The 16,011-nt window shown below is 75.4% G+C and carries 11 protein-coding genes; 4 read left to right on the plus strand and 7 right to left on the minus strand.

All coding sequences use genetic code 11. The features are described from left to right. Window positions 1-43: 43 nt before the first annotated feature. Window positions 44-1,360, plus strand: coding sequence for a CoA transferase (locus OG904_RS31545; protein ID WP_405496847.1), 1,317 nt, complete (start codon window positions 44-46; stop codon window positions 1,358-1,360). 155 nt (window positions 1,361-1,515) lie between these two features. On the opposite strand, the gene OG904_RS31550 is transcribed toward OG904_RS31545, so the two are convergent. Further along, complete coding sequence (locus OG904_RS31550) at window positions 1,516-3,540, minus strand: putative Ig domain-containing protein (RefSeq protein WP_405496849.1); 2,025 nt, start codon at window positions 3,538-3,540, stop codon at window positions 1,516-1,518. Between the two features lie 1,335 nt (window positions 3,541-4,875). Here OG904_RS31550 and OG904_RS31555 point away from each other — a divergent pair. Further along, window positions 4,876-7,635, plus strand: coding sequence for a LuxR C-terminal-related transcriptional regulator (locus OG904_RS31555; RefSeq protein WP_405496851.1), 2,760 nt, complete (start codon window positions 4,876-4,878; stop codon window positions 7,633-7,635). An 83-nt stretch (window positions 7,636-7,718) separates the two neighbouring features. Here the strand turns inward: OG904_RS31555 and OG904_RS31560 are convergent, their stop codons facing one another. The 4 genes from OG904_RS31560 to OG904_RS31575 all read right to left on the minus strand — a co-directional run bounded on the left by OG904_RS31560 (window position 7,719) and on the right by OG904_RS31575 (window position 11,543). Continuing rightward, complete coding sequence (locus OG904_RS31560; protein WP_405496853.1) at window positions 7,719-8,213, minus strand: DoxX family protein; 495 nt, start codon at window positions 8,211-8,213, stop codon at window positions 7,719-7,721. A gap of 234 nt (window positions 8,214-8,447) precedes the next feature. Further along, window positions 8,448-9,893, minus strand: a complete 1,446-nt coding sequence (locus tag OG904_RS31565) for a glyceraldehyde-3-phosphate dehydrogenase (RefSeq protein ID WP_405496855.1) — start codon at window positions 9,891-9,893, stop codon at window positions 8,448-8,450. An 81-nt stretch (window positions 9,894-9,974) separates the two neighbouring features. Beyond that, window positions 9,975-10,697: an NADPH-dependent FMN reductase gene (locus tag OG904_RS31570; RefSeq protein ID WP_405496857.1), complete on the minus strand. Its 723-nt coding sequence runs from the start codon at window positions 10,695-10,697 to the stop codon at window positions 9,975-9,977. 78 nt (window positions 10,698-10,775) lie between these two features. Next, window positions 10,776-11,543 (minus strand): 3-hydroxybutyrate dehydrogenase, encoded by a 768-nt coding sequence (locus OG904_RS31575; protein WP_405496859.1) that lies wholly within the window; start codon window positions 11,541-11,543, stop codon window positions 10,776-10,778. A 265-nt stretch (window positions 11,544-11,808) separates the two neighbouring features. Between OG904_RS31575 and OG904_RS31580 the strand changes: the two genes are divergently transcribed. Next, window positions 11,809-12,471, plus strand: a complete 663-nt coding sequence (locus OG904_RS31580) for a hypothetical protein (RefSeq protein ID WP_405496861.1) — start codon at window positions 11,809-11,811, stop codon at window positions 12,469-12,471. Window positions 12,472-12,535: 64 nt separating this feature from the next. Here OG904_RS31580 and OG904_RS31585 read toward each other — a convergent pair whose 3' ends face one another. Further along, the gene (locus OG904_RS31585; RefSeq protein WP_405496863.1) at window positions 12,536-14,065 is read right to left on the minus strand and encodes a hypothetical protein; all 1,530 of its coding nucleotides are present in this window, start codon (window positions 14,063-14,065) and stop codon (window positions 12,536-12,538) included. Beyond that, complete coding sequence (locus OG904_RS31590) at window positions 14,065-15,000, minus strand: LysR family transcriptional regulator (protein WP_405496865.1); 936 nt, start codon at window positions 14,998-15,000, stop codon at window positions 14,065-14,067. Before OG904_RS31590 ends, OG904_RS31585 begins: the two co-directional genes overlap by 1 nt. A 71-nt stretch (window positions 15,001-15,071) precedes the next feature. Between OG904_RS31590 and OG904_RS31595 the strand changes: the two genes are divergently transcribed. Continuing rightward, window positions 15,072-15,911: an NAD-dependent epimerase/dehydratase family protein gene (locus OG904_RS31595; RefSeq protein WP_405496867.1), complete on the plus strand. Its 840-nt coding sequence runs from the start codon at window positions 15,072-15,074 to the stop codon at window positions 15,909-15,911. Window positions 15,912-16,011: the final 100 nt, after the last annotated feature.

Here is a 16,011-nt window from a genome sequence, read left to right on the forward strand (position 1 = left end):
GTCCACCCCGCACGGCCCGCGGCGCGCCGGGCAGGATGGGTACATGACGAGTCGTGACGGTGGGACCGTGCAGGCGTGGGCCGCGTTGGGCGGGCCCGGGGAGCTGGCGGGGCGGGTCGGCTACCGGGGGGCGAGCGGGCTGGGGGACGGGCCGCTGCCCGTACGGGAGCTCGCGCGGGCCACGGTCGGCGCGTGCGCGCTGGCCGCGGCCGAACTGGCCGCCGTGCGCGCGGGAGGCGGTGCGGACGACGTGGCGCCGCTCGTGATCGACGAGGGCGCCGTGACCACGGCGTTCGTCAGCGAGCGCCACCTGCTGGTGGACGGCCGCACACCGGTGACGTTCGCGCCGCTGTCCGGCTTCTGGCGGGCCGCCGACGGCTGGGTGCGGACGCACGCGAACTACCCGCACCACGAGGCCGCGCTGGTACGCGTACTGGACGCCGCGACCCCGCAGGCGGTGGCCGGGGCGATCGCCCGGCGGACGGCTGCGGACGTCCAGGAGGAGGTCTACGCGGCCGGCGGGCTCGCAGTGGCCGTGCGGCAGGGGTACGGGCCCGCCCAACCGCTCGTGGAGAGGACGGAGTCGGGCGTCCCGGGGCGGCCCCTGGGGGCGGGCACCGGAGCGCCGATGTCCGGGGTACGGGTGCTCGACCTGACCCGGGTGATCGCGGGACCGGTGGCCACCAGGACGCTCGGGCTGCTGGGGGCGGACGTCCTGCGGATCGACGCCCCGGACCTGCCCGAGTCGGACGACGCCTACGCGGACACCGGGTTCGGGAAGCGGTCCGCGCTGCTCGACCTCGGCGCGGCGGGGGACCGGGAGGTCTTCGGGGGACTGCTCGCCGGGGCGGACGTGGTGGTGACGGGCTACCGGCCGGGCGCACTGGCCCGGTACGGGCTGGAAGCCGGGGAACTGCTCGCCGCGCGGCCGGGGCTGGTGGTGGCGGAGCTGAGCGCCTGGGGCCGGCAGGGCCCCTGGGCCGGGCGCCGGGGCTTCGACTCGCTGGTGCAGGCCGGGTACGGGATCTCCGCGGCCTGCGGCGACGGGCACGGCCCCGGGGTGCTCCCGGCGCAGGCCCTGGACCACGGCACGGGGTACCTGATGGCGGCCGGAGTGCTACGGGCGCTCGCCCGCGGCGGTGGCCAGGCCCTGCGGTTCTCCCTGGCGGGTACGGCGTCCTGGCTGGTCCGGGAGGTCCCCGCGGCGGGCCCCGCCGCGGCGGGCTACACCCCGGACCCGTGGCTGCGCGAGACCGGATCGGGATACGGCACCCTGCGGCACGCCGTCCCACCGCTCGGGGCCGCCACCTGGGGCCGCGGACCTTCCCGCTGGGGGACCGACCGGCCCGCCTGGCTCTGACCGGGAGGCCCGGTAGCCGGCCCGGCACGGACCGCCCGCGGGCGACGGTCCGGGAACCAAGGCGGGGCCCCGGCCGGGGTGTTGGCCGGGGCCCCGCCGGGACGGGCCGACCGCCCCCGGGGGTACGGGGGCGGCGGTGCGGTGCGGACGGCGGGCTAGAAGTAGACGTTCCAGGTCACGCTGACCGACGAGGACTTGCCCGCGGCGTCGGTCACGGTGAGGGTGCCGGCGCCGAAGCCCCAGCTGGTCGGCGAACCGGTGACGACACCCGTGGCCGCGTTGATGCTCAGACCGGCGGGAAGGCCGGTGGCCCTGAAGGCGTAGGGCTTGGTGCCGCCGGTGGCCTGCAGGGCGAGGGTGACGGGCTTGCCGATGTAGACGACCTGGTTGCCCGGGTTCTGCAGGACCGGGCTCGTGCCGGTGACGGTGCTGACGGTCCAGGAGAAGGTGGCGGACGCGGTCTTGCCCGCGCTGTCGGTGGCGGTGACGGTCACGCTCGAGGTCCCGGCCGTGGTGGTCGTGCCGGTGACGGTGCCCGTCGCGGAGCCGATGGCCAGACCGGCCGGGAGGCCGGTCGCGGACCAGGTGTACGGGGCCGCGCCACCGGTGGCCTTGACGGTGAGGCCGGCCGCGGAGCCCACGGTGGAGCTCTGGCTGCCGGGGTTGGTCACGGACAGGGCGGTACCCGCGGTGGTGATCGTCCAGGAGAAGGCGGCGGATCCGGTCTTGCCGGCGCTGTCGGTGGCGGTGACGGTCACGTTGGAGGTTCCGGCCGTGGTCGGGGTGCCGGTGACGGTGCCGGTCTGGGAGGCGATGGCCAGGCCGGCGGGGAGGCCGGTGGCGGACCAGGTGTAGGGGGCGGCGCCGCCCTCGGCGCTGTTCTTCAGCTCTGGGATCCGGGCGCCGATCACGCCGTTCTGGGCCGAGACCGCCGAGACGGTGACGTTGCCGGGCTGCGGGGCGGAGGTGACCAGGGTCAGCTTGAACCTGGTCAGGGCCTCGATGACGGGCTGGAAGATGGTGAACTTCTCACCACTGCCCGAGGTGCAGGTGGCACTGCCGCCGCCGGAGTGCAGGCCCACGGCCTTGCCGCCGGTCGCGGTCACGTAGGAGCCGCCCGAGTCGCCGCCCGCCGAGCAGGCGCTGGAGTAGGAGAGGCCGTTGATGGTGACGTTGCCGTAGTCCACGGTCTGGTCGACCTTGGTGACCTCACCGCACTGCATGCCCGTGGTCTGCCCGGAGCGGCATATCGCGGTGCCGACCACGGCGTCGGCGGATCCGGTGACGGTGATCGCGGCATGGTTCGAGTCGCCCGCGACCGTGGGGGCGAGGTTCCACCCGGACTGGTCCACGTCGACCACGCCCATGTCGCCTTCGGGCCCGTTGATGCTGCTCTGGCCGTCCTTGTTGGACGTGCCCATACGGGTCCCGTCCTTGCCGTAGGCCGGCTGGTTGACGTCGTTGGTGCAGTGGCCGGCGGTCAGGAAGGTCTTGGACCCGCCGGCGGTGCGGGTGGCGGGGAAGCCGATGGAACACGGGCTCTCGCTGCCCGGCACCCACTTCTCGCCGCCGACCGCGTCGGACTGCTGCCGCGGGCTGCCGGAGGTCTCGGTGACGTGGACGACGTCGCCCAGGGCGGCGAGGCGGGCCACGAGGGCGTCGGTGGACGCGTCGCGTGCCGTGCGGTCCACCGTGACGTCGATCCGGTCGTTCCGGACGTCGGGACCCCACGACACCACGCCCGCGACCCCCGCGCCGATCTCGCGCGTGACCGTCCGGGCGGTGGCGGCCAGTTCGGCCGGACCGTACCGGGCGTGGCGGGCGACGGCCCCCGCGTCCCGTACCAGCGCCGCGTCCGCGGCACTGGAGACGGCCGCGTTCAGCCGCCCGGTGGAGGCGTCGAACCACATGCCCGCCACCCGGTCGCCGACGCGGCCCCGGATGAGGGTGGCGGCCCGGCCGGCCGCCGCCTCGTCGGCGACGCGGTCGCGCACCTGGTCGGCGGAGAGCCGGAAATCGCGCTGCATGGCCCGGAGGACCTCCGGGGACACGACCGGTCCGGACTGCGCGGCCGGCGTGGCGTGCGCGGGCAGGGCGCCCAGGCCGCCGAGCGCGACGACGGCCGTGACCGAGGCGGCCGCAACGGAGGCCCACAGCGGCCTCTTTGACAGATTTCGCACGGAAATCCCTTCATGGGGGGGCGTACCGGAGGGGTAGGCCGGTACGGATGCAGGGGCAGGTCCCGCGGGGGAGCACAGGACCCCTCACACCCCCGGAGCCCGCATTCGGGGGATCCGCGTCCACGCACTCCGGGGTGGCCAACAGAGTGATCCCGGCCCGGTGTTGAGAGCATCGGAGGAATCCCTTGTCCCCCGCGGTCCGCACGCAGCCCCGCGACACGAGGCTCACGCCCCGGGGCGGCGTGGACTCGCGCGCCCGCAAGCGGCGTGGGCTTCGTGTCCGGGGGACGTGGGCCTCGCACCCGCGGGTGGCGTGCGGCTCGCGTCCGCGGGTGACGTGGCCCTCGCGTCCGTGGGTGACGTGGCCCTCGGGCCCGGGTGCGACGAGGGCTTCGAGACCGCTGGTGACATGGCCTGCGTGCCCGCGTGTGAGGTGGGCTTCTCGCCCGGGAGGGACGCGGCCCGCGTGCCCGGGTCTGACCCGGGCTTCGCGCCCGGTGTGGCGTGGGCTTGGCGCCCCGGTGTCGCGTGGGCCTCTGGTTCGGGGGTGGCGTGGGTTCCGCGTCTGCGGGTGGCCTGCGGCTCGTGTCCGAGCACGACGTGTGCCTCGCGCCCGGGCGTGACGTGGCCCTCGTGCCGGGGTGTGGCGAGGGCTTTGCGTCCGAGCACGACGTGGCCCTCGTGCCCGGGTGTGACGCGGCCCTTGCGCTGGGCTTCGCGCCCGGGGAGGCGTGCGCCTCGCGTCTGCTGGTGAGGTGGCCCTCGGGCCCGGGTGCGACCTGGGGTTCGAGCCCGGGGAGGCGTGGGTCTCGCGTCCACGCGCGACGTCGCCCTCGCCTGCGACATGGAAAGGGCGCCGGGGTGGGCTGTCCGGAGGCGCCGCAGCGCGCAGTTCGGGGAGCACGGTGGCGCGCAGTCCGGGGGGTGCGCTGGCGAGCCGTCGGGGAGGCGCGGCGGTGTACCTACCGGGGGGTGCGGCTGCGTGGGCTCCGGGGGGTGCGGCCGCGTGGGCCCCGGGAGGTACGGCCGCGTGGCCGGCGTTGGGAACGGTGGGCCGCCCGGGCGGTGTGGTGGCGTGCCTTCCGGGGGTATGGCCGTGAGGTGTGGCCGGGTGGGCGGTGTTGGGAGTGGCGGGGCGCCCGGGACGTGGGCCCGCTCATCCCGTGGGGGCCGCGGTGCTCCGGGTGTTCCACTGCGCTCCCGGAGCGGGCGGCTCGCCGTCGCACCACCATCGCCGGGAGCGGCACCCCTTGGCATCAGGGGAAACCCTTGATCCCCCCGCTCGGCGCCGCCGGCCGTTGTCACGGCAACCGCCGCCGCCTACGGTGCCTCCTCGTGACGCCAGACACCGACTTCGGCAACACCCCGCCGCCCGGCGCGGCCGCCCGCGCGGCCTGCGTACTGGAACGCGACGGGCGGGTGGCGCTCGCCGGCCCCTGGGGCGCGGGCAAGACCACCGCCCTGGAGGAGGTGCTGCGCACCCCGCCCACCGGCTCCGGGCGGACGGTGCTGCGCGTCACCACGGTCGAGGAGGACCGGGAACACGTCTTCGGCGCGCTCGCGCAGATGCTGTCCCACTGCGGCGCGGCCGAGCTCGCGGCGCTCTCCATCAGGCAGAACGAGGTCGTGGACCGGCTCCTGCACCGGGGCTCCGACCAACCGCTCGCCGCTTCAGAGCAGTTGCCCGCCCGCCTCGCGGTCACCGCGCTGCTCGCCTCGGGCCGGTGGATGCTGGCCGTGGACGGCGCCCAGTGGCTCGATCCGGCCAGCGCCGACGTCCTCGGCTACGCCCTGCGCACCCTCCCGGGCCCCGGCCTCACCGCGATCGTCACCGAACGCGTCCAGGGGCGGGCGCAGGCCGCCGCCCGGCTGCTCGGCGGGCACCCCGCCCAGGTCGACGTGGACCCGCTCGACGCCGAGGAGACGGCCGCCCTGCTCGGCGCCCACGGCCTGCCCACCCGCTGGGCGGGCCCGCTGCAGAGCCAATGCGGCGGCCACCCACTGCTGACTTCCGTGTCCTGCACGGCACTTGCCCGGCTGCCCGCGGCACGGCGGGACCGGCCCGCCATGTCCGGGCAGACCGTCGACGCGGCCGGGGCCTGGCTGCGCGCCACGCTCGGCGAACCCGCCCGGCACACCCTGATGCTGGCCGCGCTGACGAGCCGGCCCTCCCTGCCGCTCCTCCTGCGGGCGGGCCGCTCGGAGGCGGAGGAACACCTTGCCCAGGCGCAAGCCGCCGGAGTGCTGCGCGTGGACCCCGCGAGCGCCGTCCACTTCACGGCGGCGGCCCTGGCCCGGGCGGCCGCCCGTTCGGAGGGCCGGCCCCGGCGGGCGGCCGCCCACCTGACCCTCGCCCGGGCCGTCGGAGACCCCGTGCACGAGGCCCGCCACCGGGCCCTGGCCGCGGACCTCCCCGACCAGGCGCTGGCCGAGGACACCGAGACCGCCGCGGCCACCGCCCGCGAGGCGGGCGAACGGGCCCTGGCCGCCGGGCTGTTCCTCCTCGCCGCCGAGATCACCCCGCTGGACCGGTCCGCCACCCGCGTCCGCAGGCTCTCCCACGCGGCCCAGGAGGCGGCCTGCGCGGGCTCCGTCGACATCGCCCGGCAGGCTGCCGACGCCCTGACCGCCGGCCGGGCCGAGCCCGCCGACCAGGTCACCGCACTGCTCGCCGTGGTCGACGCCCACGGCCAGGCCGTCTCCGGTCTGGAACCGCTGCTGGCGCGCTGCCGGGAACTCGCTGCGGACCACCCCGACCTCCTCGCCGCCGTCGAACTCCGCGCGGCCATCGCCGCCAACGTCTCCCATTCGGCCCCCGACCGGGCGCTGCGCGCGGCCACCCGGGCCGCCGAACTCGCCGCCGCCGGCGGCCACCGACCCCTGGAGGCCGCCGCGCTGACCATGCGCGCCCGGATGGAGCGCGTACTCGGCGCCGCCGACGCGCCGCGCACCCTCGCCCGGGCGCTGGCGCTGGGGATCCCGGCCCAGCACTCCGGCATCCGCAACAGCGCCCAGTACCTCGCCGCCCGGCACGCAGTCTTCGACGACCGCCTGCCCGAAGCGCGCGAACGGCTACTGGCGCTCCTCGCCCTCGCCGAGCACGAGGGCGACGCCGAGGACCTGGTCGACATCTGGCGCAGCCTCGCGGAGGTCGACACCCGCCTCGGCGCGTGCGCCCCCGCACTCGCGTGGGCCGATCAGGCGGTACGGCTGTCCACCGCGGCGGGGCTGTCCATGGGACCCGCCTGGTACACCGCCGCGCTGACGCAGAGCGCCGCCGGATCGTTCGCGGCCGCCCTGCGCACCGCCTCCTGCGGTGCCCGCGCCTCGCAGGAGGAGGGCGACGGGCTGTACGTCTCGCGGAACCTCTGGGTCATGGGCGCGGTCCAGCTGCACACCGGGGACGTCGCCGAAGCCGTGGCCTCGCTCAGCGCCGTCGCCGAGGCGGAACGGCACGTGCCGACGGCCGACCCCGGCATGTTCCGCTGGCAGCCGGACGCCGTGGAGGCCTTCACCTGTGCGGGCCGGCTCGACCTGGCCCGGGAACTGCTGGAGGGCGTACGGCCCGTCGCGGGCCCGCCCGGCACCGACTCGGGACCCGGGTCGGCGCTGGACCGCGCCCAGGGGATCCTGCTGGCCCGTACCGGCGCCGGTGAGGAGGCGAGCGGCCTGCTGCACCGCGCGGCGGCCGCCTTCGAACGCCTGGGGCTGCCGCTGGAGCAGGCCCGTACGCTCCTCGCCCTGGGCCGCGTCGAACGGGCCCGCAGGCGTCAGGCCGCCGCCCGCGCGGCCTGGGAGGCGGCGCGGGCGGTCTTCGACGACACCGGCGCCCGCCCCTGGCAGGAGCTGACCCGGGAACTCCTCGACCGGGCGGGCGGATCCGCCCCGGCCGCGGGCCCGGCTCCGTCCGCGAGCAGGCTGACCGAGTCCGAGTCCCGCCTGGCGGACCTCATCTGCCAGGGGGCCACCAACCAGCAGGCGGCCCAGCACATGTTCATCTCGGTGAAGACCGTCGAGGGCATGCTGAGCCGCGTCTACCGCAAGCTGGGCGTCCGCTCGCGCACCCAGCTCGCGGCGGCCCGCGCCACGCCCTGACGGACGTACCGGCCGCTGTCCCCGCAGCGCCCCGGGGCCACGGCCACGGCACGGGGACGGCCACGGGGACGGCCGGGGGCGGGTCAGGCGTTCGCCGGGCTCCTGCGGTCCTCGCGGCTCAGGTCCTCGCCCGGCAGGCCGCTCCCGGGCGCCGCGGTCCGCGCGCCGGCGGAGGCGCGGGAGGGCAGCAGCCCGTCCAGGGCCAGGGCGCCGGGACCGGTGAAGACCAGCAGCAGGAAGGCCCAGCAGAACATCACCGAAGGCTCGCCGTTGTTCTGGATCGGCCACAGGGCGTGCGGCTGGTGGGCCGAGAAGTAGGCGTACGCCATCGACCCCGAGGCGATGAACGCGGCGCTGCGCGATCCGAGGCCGAACAACACGAGCAGGCCGGCCACCAGCTGGATCACGGCGGCGTACCAGCCCGGCCAGGTGCCGGCGGGCACGGTGCCGCCGCCGTGGGCGCCACCGAGCACGCCGAACAGGGAGGCCGCGCCGTGGCAGGTGAAGAGCAGGCCGGTGACGATCCGGAACAGCCCCAGCGCGTAGGGCTGGGCGGCTGTGAGCGGGGTGGTGTTCACGGTGACTCCTTCGGTGGGGGACTGCCCCTGGGTGCGGGGCGGGGCGGGGCGGGACGGTGAGGAAAGAGTCGTGCGGGGACGTAGTGCGCGGCTGGGGTCCGCCTCGAACAGGGTCCCGCCCGGAACCGCCCCCCGGCGTGCGGACCCGCCCGAACGGCCCCGGACAGACGAATGCCCTCCGGGTGACCGTGAAGGTCACCCGGAGGGCATGGTCCGGTGCGGGTTGCGGCGGGATCAGGCCGCCGGCGCCGGGTAGGTCGGGTACTCGACTCCGGAGACGTACTGGACGACCCGGACGACCTGGCAGGAGTAGCCGAACTCGTTGTCGTACCAGAGGTAGAGGATCGCGTTGTCCCCGTCGACCTTGGTGGCGCCCGCGTCGACGATCGAGGCGTGGCGCGAGCCGATGAAGTCGCTGGAGACCGCGTCGGGCGCCGTGGTGAAGTCGATCTGGCGCTTGAGCGGCGAGGTCAGCGACACGTCGCGGAGGTAGTCGAGCACCTCTTCGCGGGTGGTCTCGCGGCCCAGACGCAGGCTCAGGATCGCGATCGAGACGTCCGGCACCGGGACGCGGATCGAGCTGCCGCTGATCGGCGCCTTCAGCTCGGGCAGCGCCTTGGCGACGGCGGAGGCGGCGCCGGTCTCGGTCATGACCATGTTGAGCGGCGCGGAGCGGCCGCGGCGGTCGGCGCTGTGGTAGTTGTCCAGCAGGTTCTGGTCGTTGGTGAACGAGTGGACGGTCTCCACGTGGCCGCGCAGGACGCCGTACTCGTCCGCCATCGCCTTCAGCGGCGGGACGATCGCGTTGGTGGTGCAGGAGGCGCAGGACAGGATCTGCTCGTCCGGCTTGATCGTGTCGTGGTTGACGCCGTGCACGATGTTCGGGACGTCGCCCTTGCCGGGAGCCGTCAGGACGACCTTCTCGACACCGGGGCGCAGGTGCTTGGAGAGACCCTCGCGGTCGCGCCACTTGCCGGTGTTGTCGATGAGGATGGCGTCCTTGATGCCGTACGCCGTGTAGTCGACCTCGGACGGGTCGTTGGCGTAGATCACCTTGATCGCGTTGCCGTTGGCGACGATCGTGCTGGTCGCCTCGTCCACGGTGATCGTGCCCTGGAACTGGCCGTGGATCGAGTCGCGGCGCAGCAGCGAGGCGCGCTTGACGAGATCCTGGTCGCCGCCACCGCGGACGACGATGGCCCGCAGGCGCAGGCCGTTGCCGGAACCGGTCTTCTCGATGAGCAGGCGGGCGACGAGGCGGCCGATGCGGCCGAAGCCGTAGAGGACCACGTCGCGGCCCTCGCCGCGCTCGATCTTGTTCTCACCCGTGGCACCGGAGACGGCGGCCGCGGTGAACTCCTCCACCGACAGGCCGCGGTCGTCCGCCGCGTACGCCGCGGCGAGCATGCCGAGGTCGATCTGCGAGGGACCGAGGTCGAGCGTGGTGAGCGCCTGCAGGAACGGCAGCGTCTCGGTGACCGAGAGCTCCTCACCGTCGATCTGGCGGGCGAACCGGTGGGTCTTGAGAATGCTGACCACGGACTTGTTCACCAAGGAGCGGCTGTGGAGGAGGATCGTGACGTCCCGCTCCCGGTGCAGCTTCCCGATGACCGGGATCATCGACTCCGCGATCTTCTCGCGGTTCTTCCAGTTGGTGAACGAGTCGTCATTGACAGTCACAGAATTATCTTTCGAGCTAGGCGGCGCTCATATGCTAACCCGACCTCGAGCCGCCCCTTCAGGCACCCCCTGAGCAGTCCCTCACCCCTCCGTCCGCTGGGTGACCGGAGCGCTGCTCTCGTCGCCCAGGAACTCGTACCAGCGCCGCTGGAGGCAGAGGTAACGGGTGTCCGCCTCGGCGAGCGCCAGGAAGGAGTCGACCGTGTCGGCCAGCCGCCGGCGCAGGCCCGGGTCGGTCAGCTCGCCGTCGTCGCCGAAGGCCGAGTGCGCCATGGCGAGGCTGAACATGTCGGGGTACACCCGGGCCCCGAGGTGTTCGAGCGGGACGCGCAGCGCCCAGAGCCCGCGGTTCCCGCCGATCATCGAGGGGGAGGCGGACACCAGCAGGGTCTGCTTGTCCTTGAAGGGCTGCGGCCGGAACCGGGACACCCAGTCGACGGCGTTCTTCAGGACGCCGGGCACGGAGGCGTTGTACTCGGGCGAGGCGATGACCAGGGCCTGCGCGGCCAGCAGCCGTTCGCGCAGGGCGGCCGCCCCGGCCGGCGGCCCCTCGGCCGCCTCGGTGTCACCGTCGTACACGGGCATCGCGAAGTCCCCGATCCGGGCGAGGTCCGCGACGGCGCCCGCGCGCTCGACCTGCCCGGCGACGAGGGCGGCCAGCCGGCCGTTGACGGAGCCCTCGCGGGAGGATCCGGCGAGGACGAGGACCCGTAGCGCCCCGGCCCCCGCGTCGATCGTGCCGCTGTCCGGATCATCCGGTCCGCTCTGACGGTCCGGCTCGCTCGCGCTGTTCGCATCGGTCACGTGCGGGACCGTACGGGAACCCGCGCGGCGCCCCCGCGGCGTCCGCGGCGCGGCGCACGGGCTGTCACCCGGTCGGGGTCAGCCGGCGCCCCAGCCGCCGTCCAGGGGGAGGGAGGAGCCGGTGACGTACCCGGTGTGCGGACCGCACAGCCACAGGGCGGCCGCCGCGACCTCCTCGGGCTCGATGAGCCGCTTGATCGGGGAGCGGGTCAGCAGGACCTCGGAGAGCACCTCCCCGGCCGCGATGCCGTGCACGGCGGCCTGGTCCTGGATCTGCCCCTCGACCAGGGGGGTGCGGACGTAGCCGGGGCTGATGCAGTTGCTGGTCACACCGTACGGGGCCGCCTCGATCGCGGTGACCTTGCTCAGCCCCTCCAGCCCGTGCTTGGCCGCCACGTAGGCCGATTTGTAGGCGCTGGCGCGCAGCCCGTGGACGCTGGAGATGTTGACCACCCGGCCCCAGCGGGCGGCGTACATGTGCGGCAGCACGTGGCGCAGCAGCAGGAAGGGCGCGGTGACCATCACCTGCTGGATCAGCGCGAACCGCTCGGGCGGGAACTCGGTGATCGGGGCGACGTGCTGGAGCCCGGCGCTGTTGACCAGGATGTCGACGGCAGCGGGCAGCTCCCCGATGGCGGCGGGATCGGCGAGATCGGCGACGTGGGCGTGGCCGCCGACGAGATCGGCGACGGCCCTGGCCGAGGCCGCGTCGACGTCGACCACGTGCACGCTCGCCCCGGCTCCGGCGAGGGCCACCGCGCACGCCCGGCCGATGCCGCTGCCGCCGCCCGTCACCAGGGCGACGCGCTCCCGCAGCCGTGTGGGAGAAGGAAGTTCGCTCGTCATGGCCGGAAGCGTAGGCAGGGCCCGGGACGGCGCCCACGGTGCCGCACCCCATACCCGGCGCCGCCCGTATGGCGACCGTCACCATGCGGGGCGGGCGCCGGACGCCGGACACGGGCATCGGGCGCCGGACGGTGCGGTTCGGTGCGGTTCGGTGCCACCGGGAACCGCCGGACCCGGGGTGCGTCACAGCCGTGCCGATCCGGCGCCGGAAACCGAGGGGGACTGACCGATGGTGCACCGAACCACCACGAGACACCTGCGGGCCGTGAACGCGTCCGTTGCCGTGGGCCTGGCCGTGAGCACCGCCGCCGTACTGCTCACCGGCTGCGGGAACGTGGTGCGGAACGACCGGGCAGCGCCCGCCGCGCCTGCCGCACCCAGCGGGGAGACGCAGCCTCGGGCCGGCCGGCCGTGCCCGGTGTTCGACCGGACCACGCCGCAGGCGCCGCCCACGCTGATCGACGGCACCCCGGCCAACACGCCCGGGGGCGAGCGGACCTCCCAGGCCGTCGGGGCGCAGGGCAGGGGCGCATTCGCCGACGTCTACTCCACCCAGATCACCGACCACCCGGTGGGCCGGGTCGCCCTCTGCGTCACCGACCTCGCGCGCGGCAGGCTCCTGGTGGAGGCGGCGCACGCGGCGGACCCGGAGGCGGATCCCGCGCGGGTCGACCTGTACCTGAGCGCGTACTCCCGCCGGACCCTGGACGGGGTCGCGGACAAGCTCATCGTCCTGGAGGCCGGATTCCCGGTCTACAGCGTCTCCGGCGACCACGGCGCGGGGGTGGAGGTGGGCACCAGCGAGGAGGGCGTCCGGTCGGCGGAGTTCAAGGCGCGGCTGGAGGAGGCCGCCGGGGGCGTTCCCGTCACGGTCACGAAGGAGGAGCCGGGCACGGACCTGGTGGGAAAACCGACCACCGCGCCCTGACCGGCGCCCGCCGCCGCCCCTGACCGGGGCAGCCCGTCGGCGCCGCGCCGGTCAGAGGCGGCGGTCAGGCGGCCGGTCCGCAGCGGGCGAGCAACTCCTCCATGACCGCCCGGGGGAGGGAGGGGTTGGCCGCCGCGGCCTCGGCCGTGTCCTCGGCCGCGCGGGCGACCAGGTCCGCGAGCACCGCCGCGGACAGCGCGGGATGGAGCGCGGCGTCGGTGGCGGCCCTGGGTTCGGACATGCACGCCAGCAGCGCCGCCTCCGGGGCGTTCGGGTGCACCGCGATCTCGCGCAGGGCGCGCCGCACCGGCGGATCGTGCCGGGCCAGCTCCACCAGCAGGCCGGCCGGGGCGTCAGGGTTGGCCGCCACCTGCGCGAGGACCCGTACGCCGTGCCGTACGACCATCGCGCGCAGCTGCTCCTCGGACAGGCCGGGGTGCGAGGCGACGCACCGGACCACGGAGGCGTCGCGGTCCTCGGCCAGGGCGTCGCGCACCTCCGCCGGGAGGAAGCGGCCGCGGGCCGCGAGCGCGCGCAGCGCCGCGTGCGGGGAGGCGGCCAGACCGGCGAGCTCCTCCGGGGTGGCGGTGGCGAGCCGCGGCAGCCGCTCCGGGTCGAGCCGGACCGAGAAGGCCAGCTCCGCGAGGGCGTCGAGCGGGATTCCGGGATGCCGGGTCAGGAGGCGGCGTACGTCGGGGGCGCCGTCGGAGGCCAGTGCGCGCAGCAGCGGCTCGCCGAGCGCGGGGTTCCCGGCGGTCTCCTTGCGGACGGCCGGGTCCGGGTCGGCGGCGAGCCGTGCGTACAAATCCTGTGGCAGATCGGTCCGTTCGGCCACCGCCCAGCGGACGATCACCGACGGGTGACCGGCGAGGGAGGCCGCGGCCGCGGGCGGTGTGGCGGGGTTCCGGGCGGCCCGCTCCAGCGTGTGGAGCACGGTGGACTCGTGCCCGCCCGCGCAAGTGCCGCCGAAGCCCTGGTCGTGGTCGGCGCGGGTGTCCTCGTCGTCGCAGATCAGGCAGGAGAGCGCGGGAGCGAGCCCTTCGCCGGTGATCAGCGCCGCCAGGGCGGCCGGCGGCACCGACTCGTTGACCGCGGTCTTCATGCGGACCTCGGCGTGCGGGTGCGCCGCGAGCCGGGCGGCGAGCTCCGGCTCGGTGGTCCAGATGCCGAGCTCCCCGACCACCTCCACGTCCGGATCCACCGCGAGGGTCTCCAGTACGTCGAGCGGCAGGCCGGGCCGGGAGGCGAGCCGCCAGCGGGTCCAGTCCGAGGGGTGGTGCGCGAGTGCCCGGGCCCAGTCGGGCGGCCCGGCGCCCTCGTCGAGCACGGCCAGGGTCACCTCCGGCCGGGCCAGGGGGTCCATGCCCGCGGTGTCCAGCAGCCCCGTCCGCGCGAAACGGATGGCGGCGATCTCGTCGGCGGCGGCCAGCGTCCGCACCTGGTCCGGGGTGAGGTCGGTGCGTTCGCTCAGTGCGAAGGGGAGGTCGTCGGACGGATCGCTGACCGCGTCCGAGCCCGCGAGGCCGACCAGCCGGGCGAGGAGGTCGGCGGGCAGGGCGGGGTTGGCCGCGAGGCCGCGCAGCAGGTGGATCATCACCGCACCGCCCCGGCCAGGGCCCCGGCGAAGGCCGCGGCGTACGGATGCGGGCGGCGCCGCTGTGGCGTGAGTACGCCGATGTGCCGTGCGGGGCGGGGCGGCTCGACCCGCAGTACGGACACGGGACCGGTGCCGGTGTCGCCGTGGCCGTCGTCACCGCTCGGTGTCAGCGGGACCTCCGGTGTCAGCGCGAACTCCGGGATCAGCGCGACGCCGACGCCCGCCGCGACGAGGGAGCGCGCGAAGAAGTAGTCGGTGGTGGACGCCGCGACCCGGAGGTCGAAGCCGGCCCGGTCCGCGTACCGGCGCAGGTAGGCCTCCGTCTTGAGGCAGCCCAGGACCCAGCGGTCGGAGGCGAGCTCGGTGAGGGCGGCCGATCCGCGCCCCGCGAGCCGGTGGCCGGGTGGCAGGACCAGCGACAGGGGGTCGTCCGTCAGCGGCAGCCAGTCGAGCGCCGCGTCCGGCCGCAGGGGCAGCGGCCCGTCGAAGTGGTAGGTCAGCGCGAGATCGGCAGCACCCGAGCGCACCATCGGCACGGCCTCCTCCGGCTCGGCCTCCCGGACCGTCAGCTCCACTTCGGGGTGCGCGGCGACGAACCGGGCGAGCGCCCGCGGCAGCAGGCGCCGGCCCCCGCTCACGAAGGTGGCGACCGTCAGCCGGGGCCGCCCGGCGGTGATCCGGTCGATCTCGTGGCGCACCAGATCGAGCTCGGCGGCTATGGTCGCCGCCGCCTCCACCAGCAGCCGTCCCGGCTCGGTGAGGGTGACCCCGCGCGTACTGCGCACCGCGACGGGATGGCCGAGGGCGCGCTCCAGCGCGGCGATGTGCTGCGAGACGGCGGAAGGGGTCAGGAGCAGCGCCCCGGCGGCCTTGTTGAAGCTGCCGTGCTCGGCCACGGCGCGCAGGATGCGCAGCCGCTGCACGTCTATCATCAGTTTCCCTTACGACGCGTTCAGCATTCCGGTGGTTCCGCTGGGGACGGTACAGCGGCAGAGTCACCTTCATGAAGAAGATTCTCGTCATCGGCGGCAGCCGCTACTTCGGCAGGCACCTGGTCACCCTGGAACGGGACGCGGGCAACGAGGTGACCGTCCTCAACCGCGGCTCCGCCGCCCCGCCCCGGGGCGTCGGCCACCTGGTCGCCGACCGCGAGGACGAGGGACGGCTGCTCGAGGCACTGGGGGAGCGCACCTTCGACGTGGTCTTCGACCAGGTCTGCTACACGCCCCGGCAGGCCGCCCTCGCGCGCCGCGTCTTCGCCGGCCGCACCGGACGGTACGTCATGACCTCGACGATGGAGGTCTACGATCCGGCGCCGCCCACCCCCGAGGCGCTCGCCTACGCCGAGGGCAAGCGGCGGGCCGAGGCCGTCCTGGCGCAGGAGCCCGCCTTCGGCCACGTGGCCGTCCGCACCGCGCACGTACTCGGCGGCGGGCGGGCGGAGTTCACCGGCCGGCTCGCGCACTACGTGGAGCGGATCGCCGCCGGGACTCCGGTGGCCGTGCACGAAGCCCCGTACGCCACCTCCTTCATCCACCACCACGAGATCGCCCGCTTCCTGCACTGGGCCGGGGAACGGGACTTCACCGGGACGGTGAACGCCTCCTCGCACGGGGAGCTCGACGTCCTCGGGCTGAGCGGGGCCGTCGGCGCGGGGGTGGGGCGGGAGCCGCGCCTGCGGACCGTCCCGCCCGGATCCGTCGCCTCGCCCTTCTCCTTCGACCGGGCCTACGCGATGGACAACGGGCGGGCCGCCGCGCTCGGTTTCGACTTCGGGCGGGTCACCGACTGGCTGCCGGGCGCCGTCGCGGAGGCGGCCGAGGCCCTCGCGGCGACGGCCTGACGGTCCCCGGCCCGGTCGCGCCGGAGACCTGGCGGTCCCCGGCCCGGCGGCGGAGACGGCCTGCGGTCCCCGGCCCGGCGGTGGAGGCGGCCTGACGGTC

Origin of the sequence: Streptomyces sp. NBC_00096 (genome assembly GCF_045041305.1) — a bacterium.
In the GTDB taxonomy this organism is placed as follows: domain Bacteria; phylum Actinomycetota; class Actinomycetes; order Streptomycetales; family Streptomycetaceae; genus Streptomyces.

Excerpts from the sequence above, each read along its gene's own strand:
- OG904_RS31545 (WP_405496847.1), top strand. The coding sequence starts at position 44 with ATGACGAGTCGTGACGGTGGGACCGTGCAGGCGTGGGCCGCGTTGGGC.
- OG904_RS31575 (WP_405496859.1), bottom strand. The coding sequence starts at position 11,543 with ATGACGAGCGAACTTCCTTCTCCCACACGGCTGCGGGAGCGCGTCGCC.
- OG904_RS31585 (WP_405496863.1), bottom strand. The coding sequence starts at position 14,065 with ATGATCCACCTGCTGCGCGGCCTCGCGGCCAACCCCGCCCTGCCCGCC.
- OG904_RS31590 (WP_405496865.1), bottom strand. The coding sequence starts at position 15,000 with ATGATAGACGTGCAGCGGCTGCGCATCCTGCGCGCCGTGGCCGAGCAC.
- OG904_RS31595 (WP_405496867.1), top strand. The coding sequence starts at position 15,072 with ATGAAGAAGATTCTCGTCATCGGCGGCAGCCGCTACTTCGGCAGGCAC.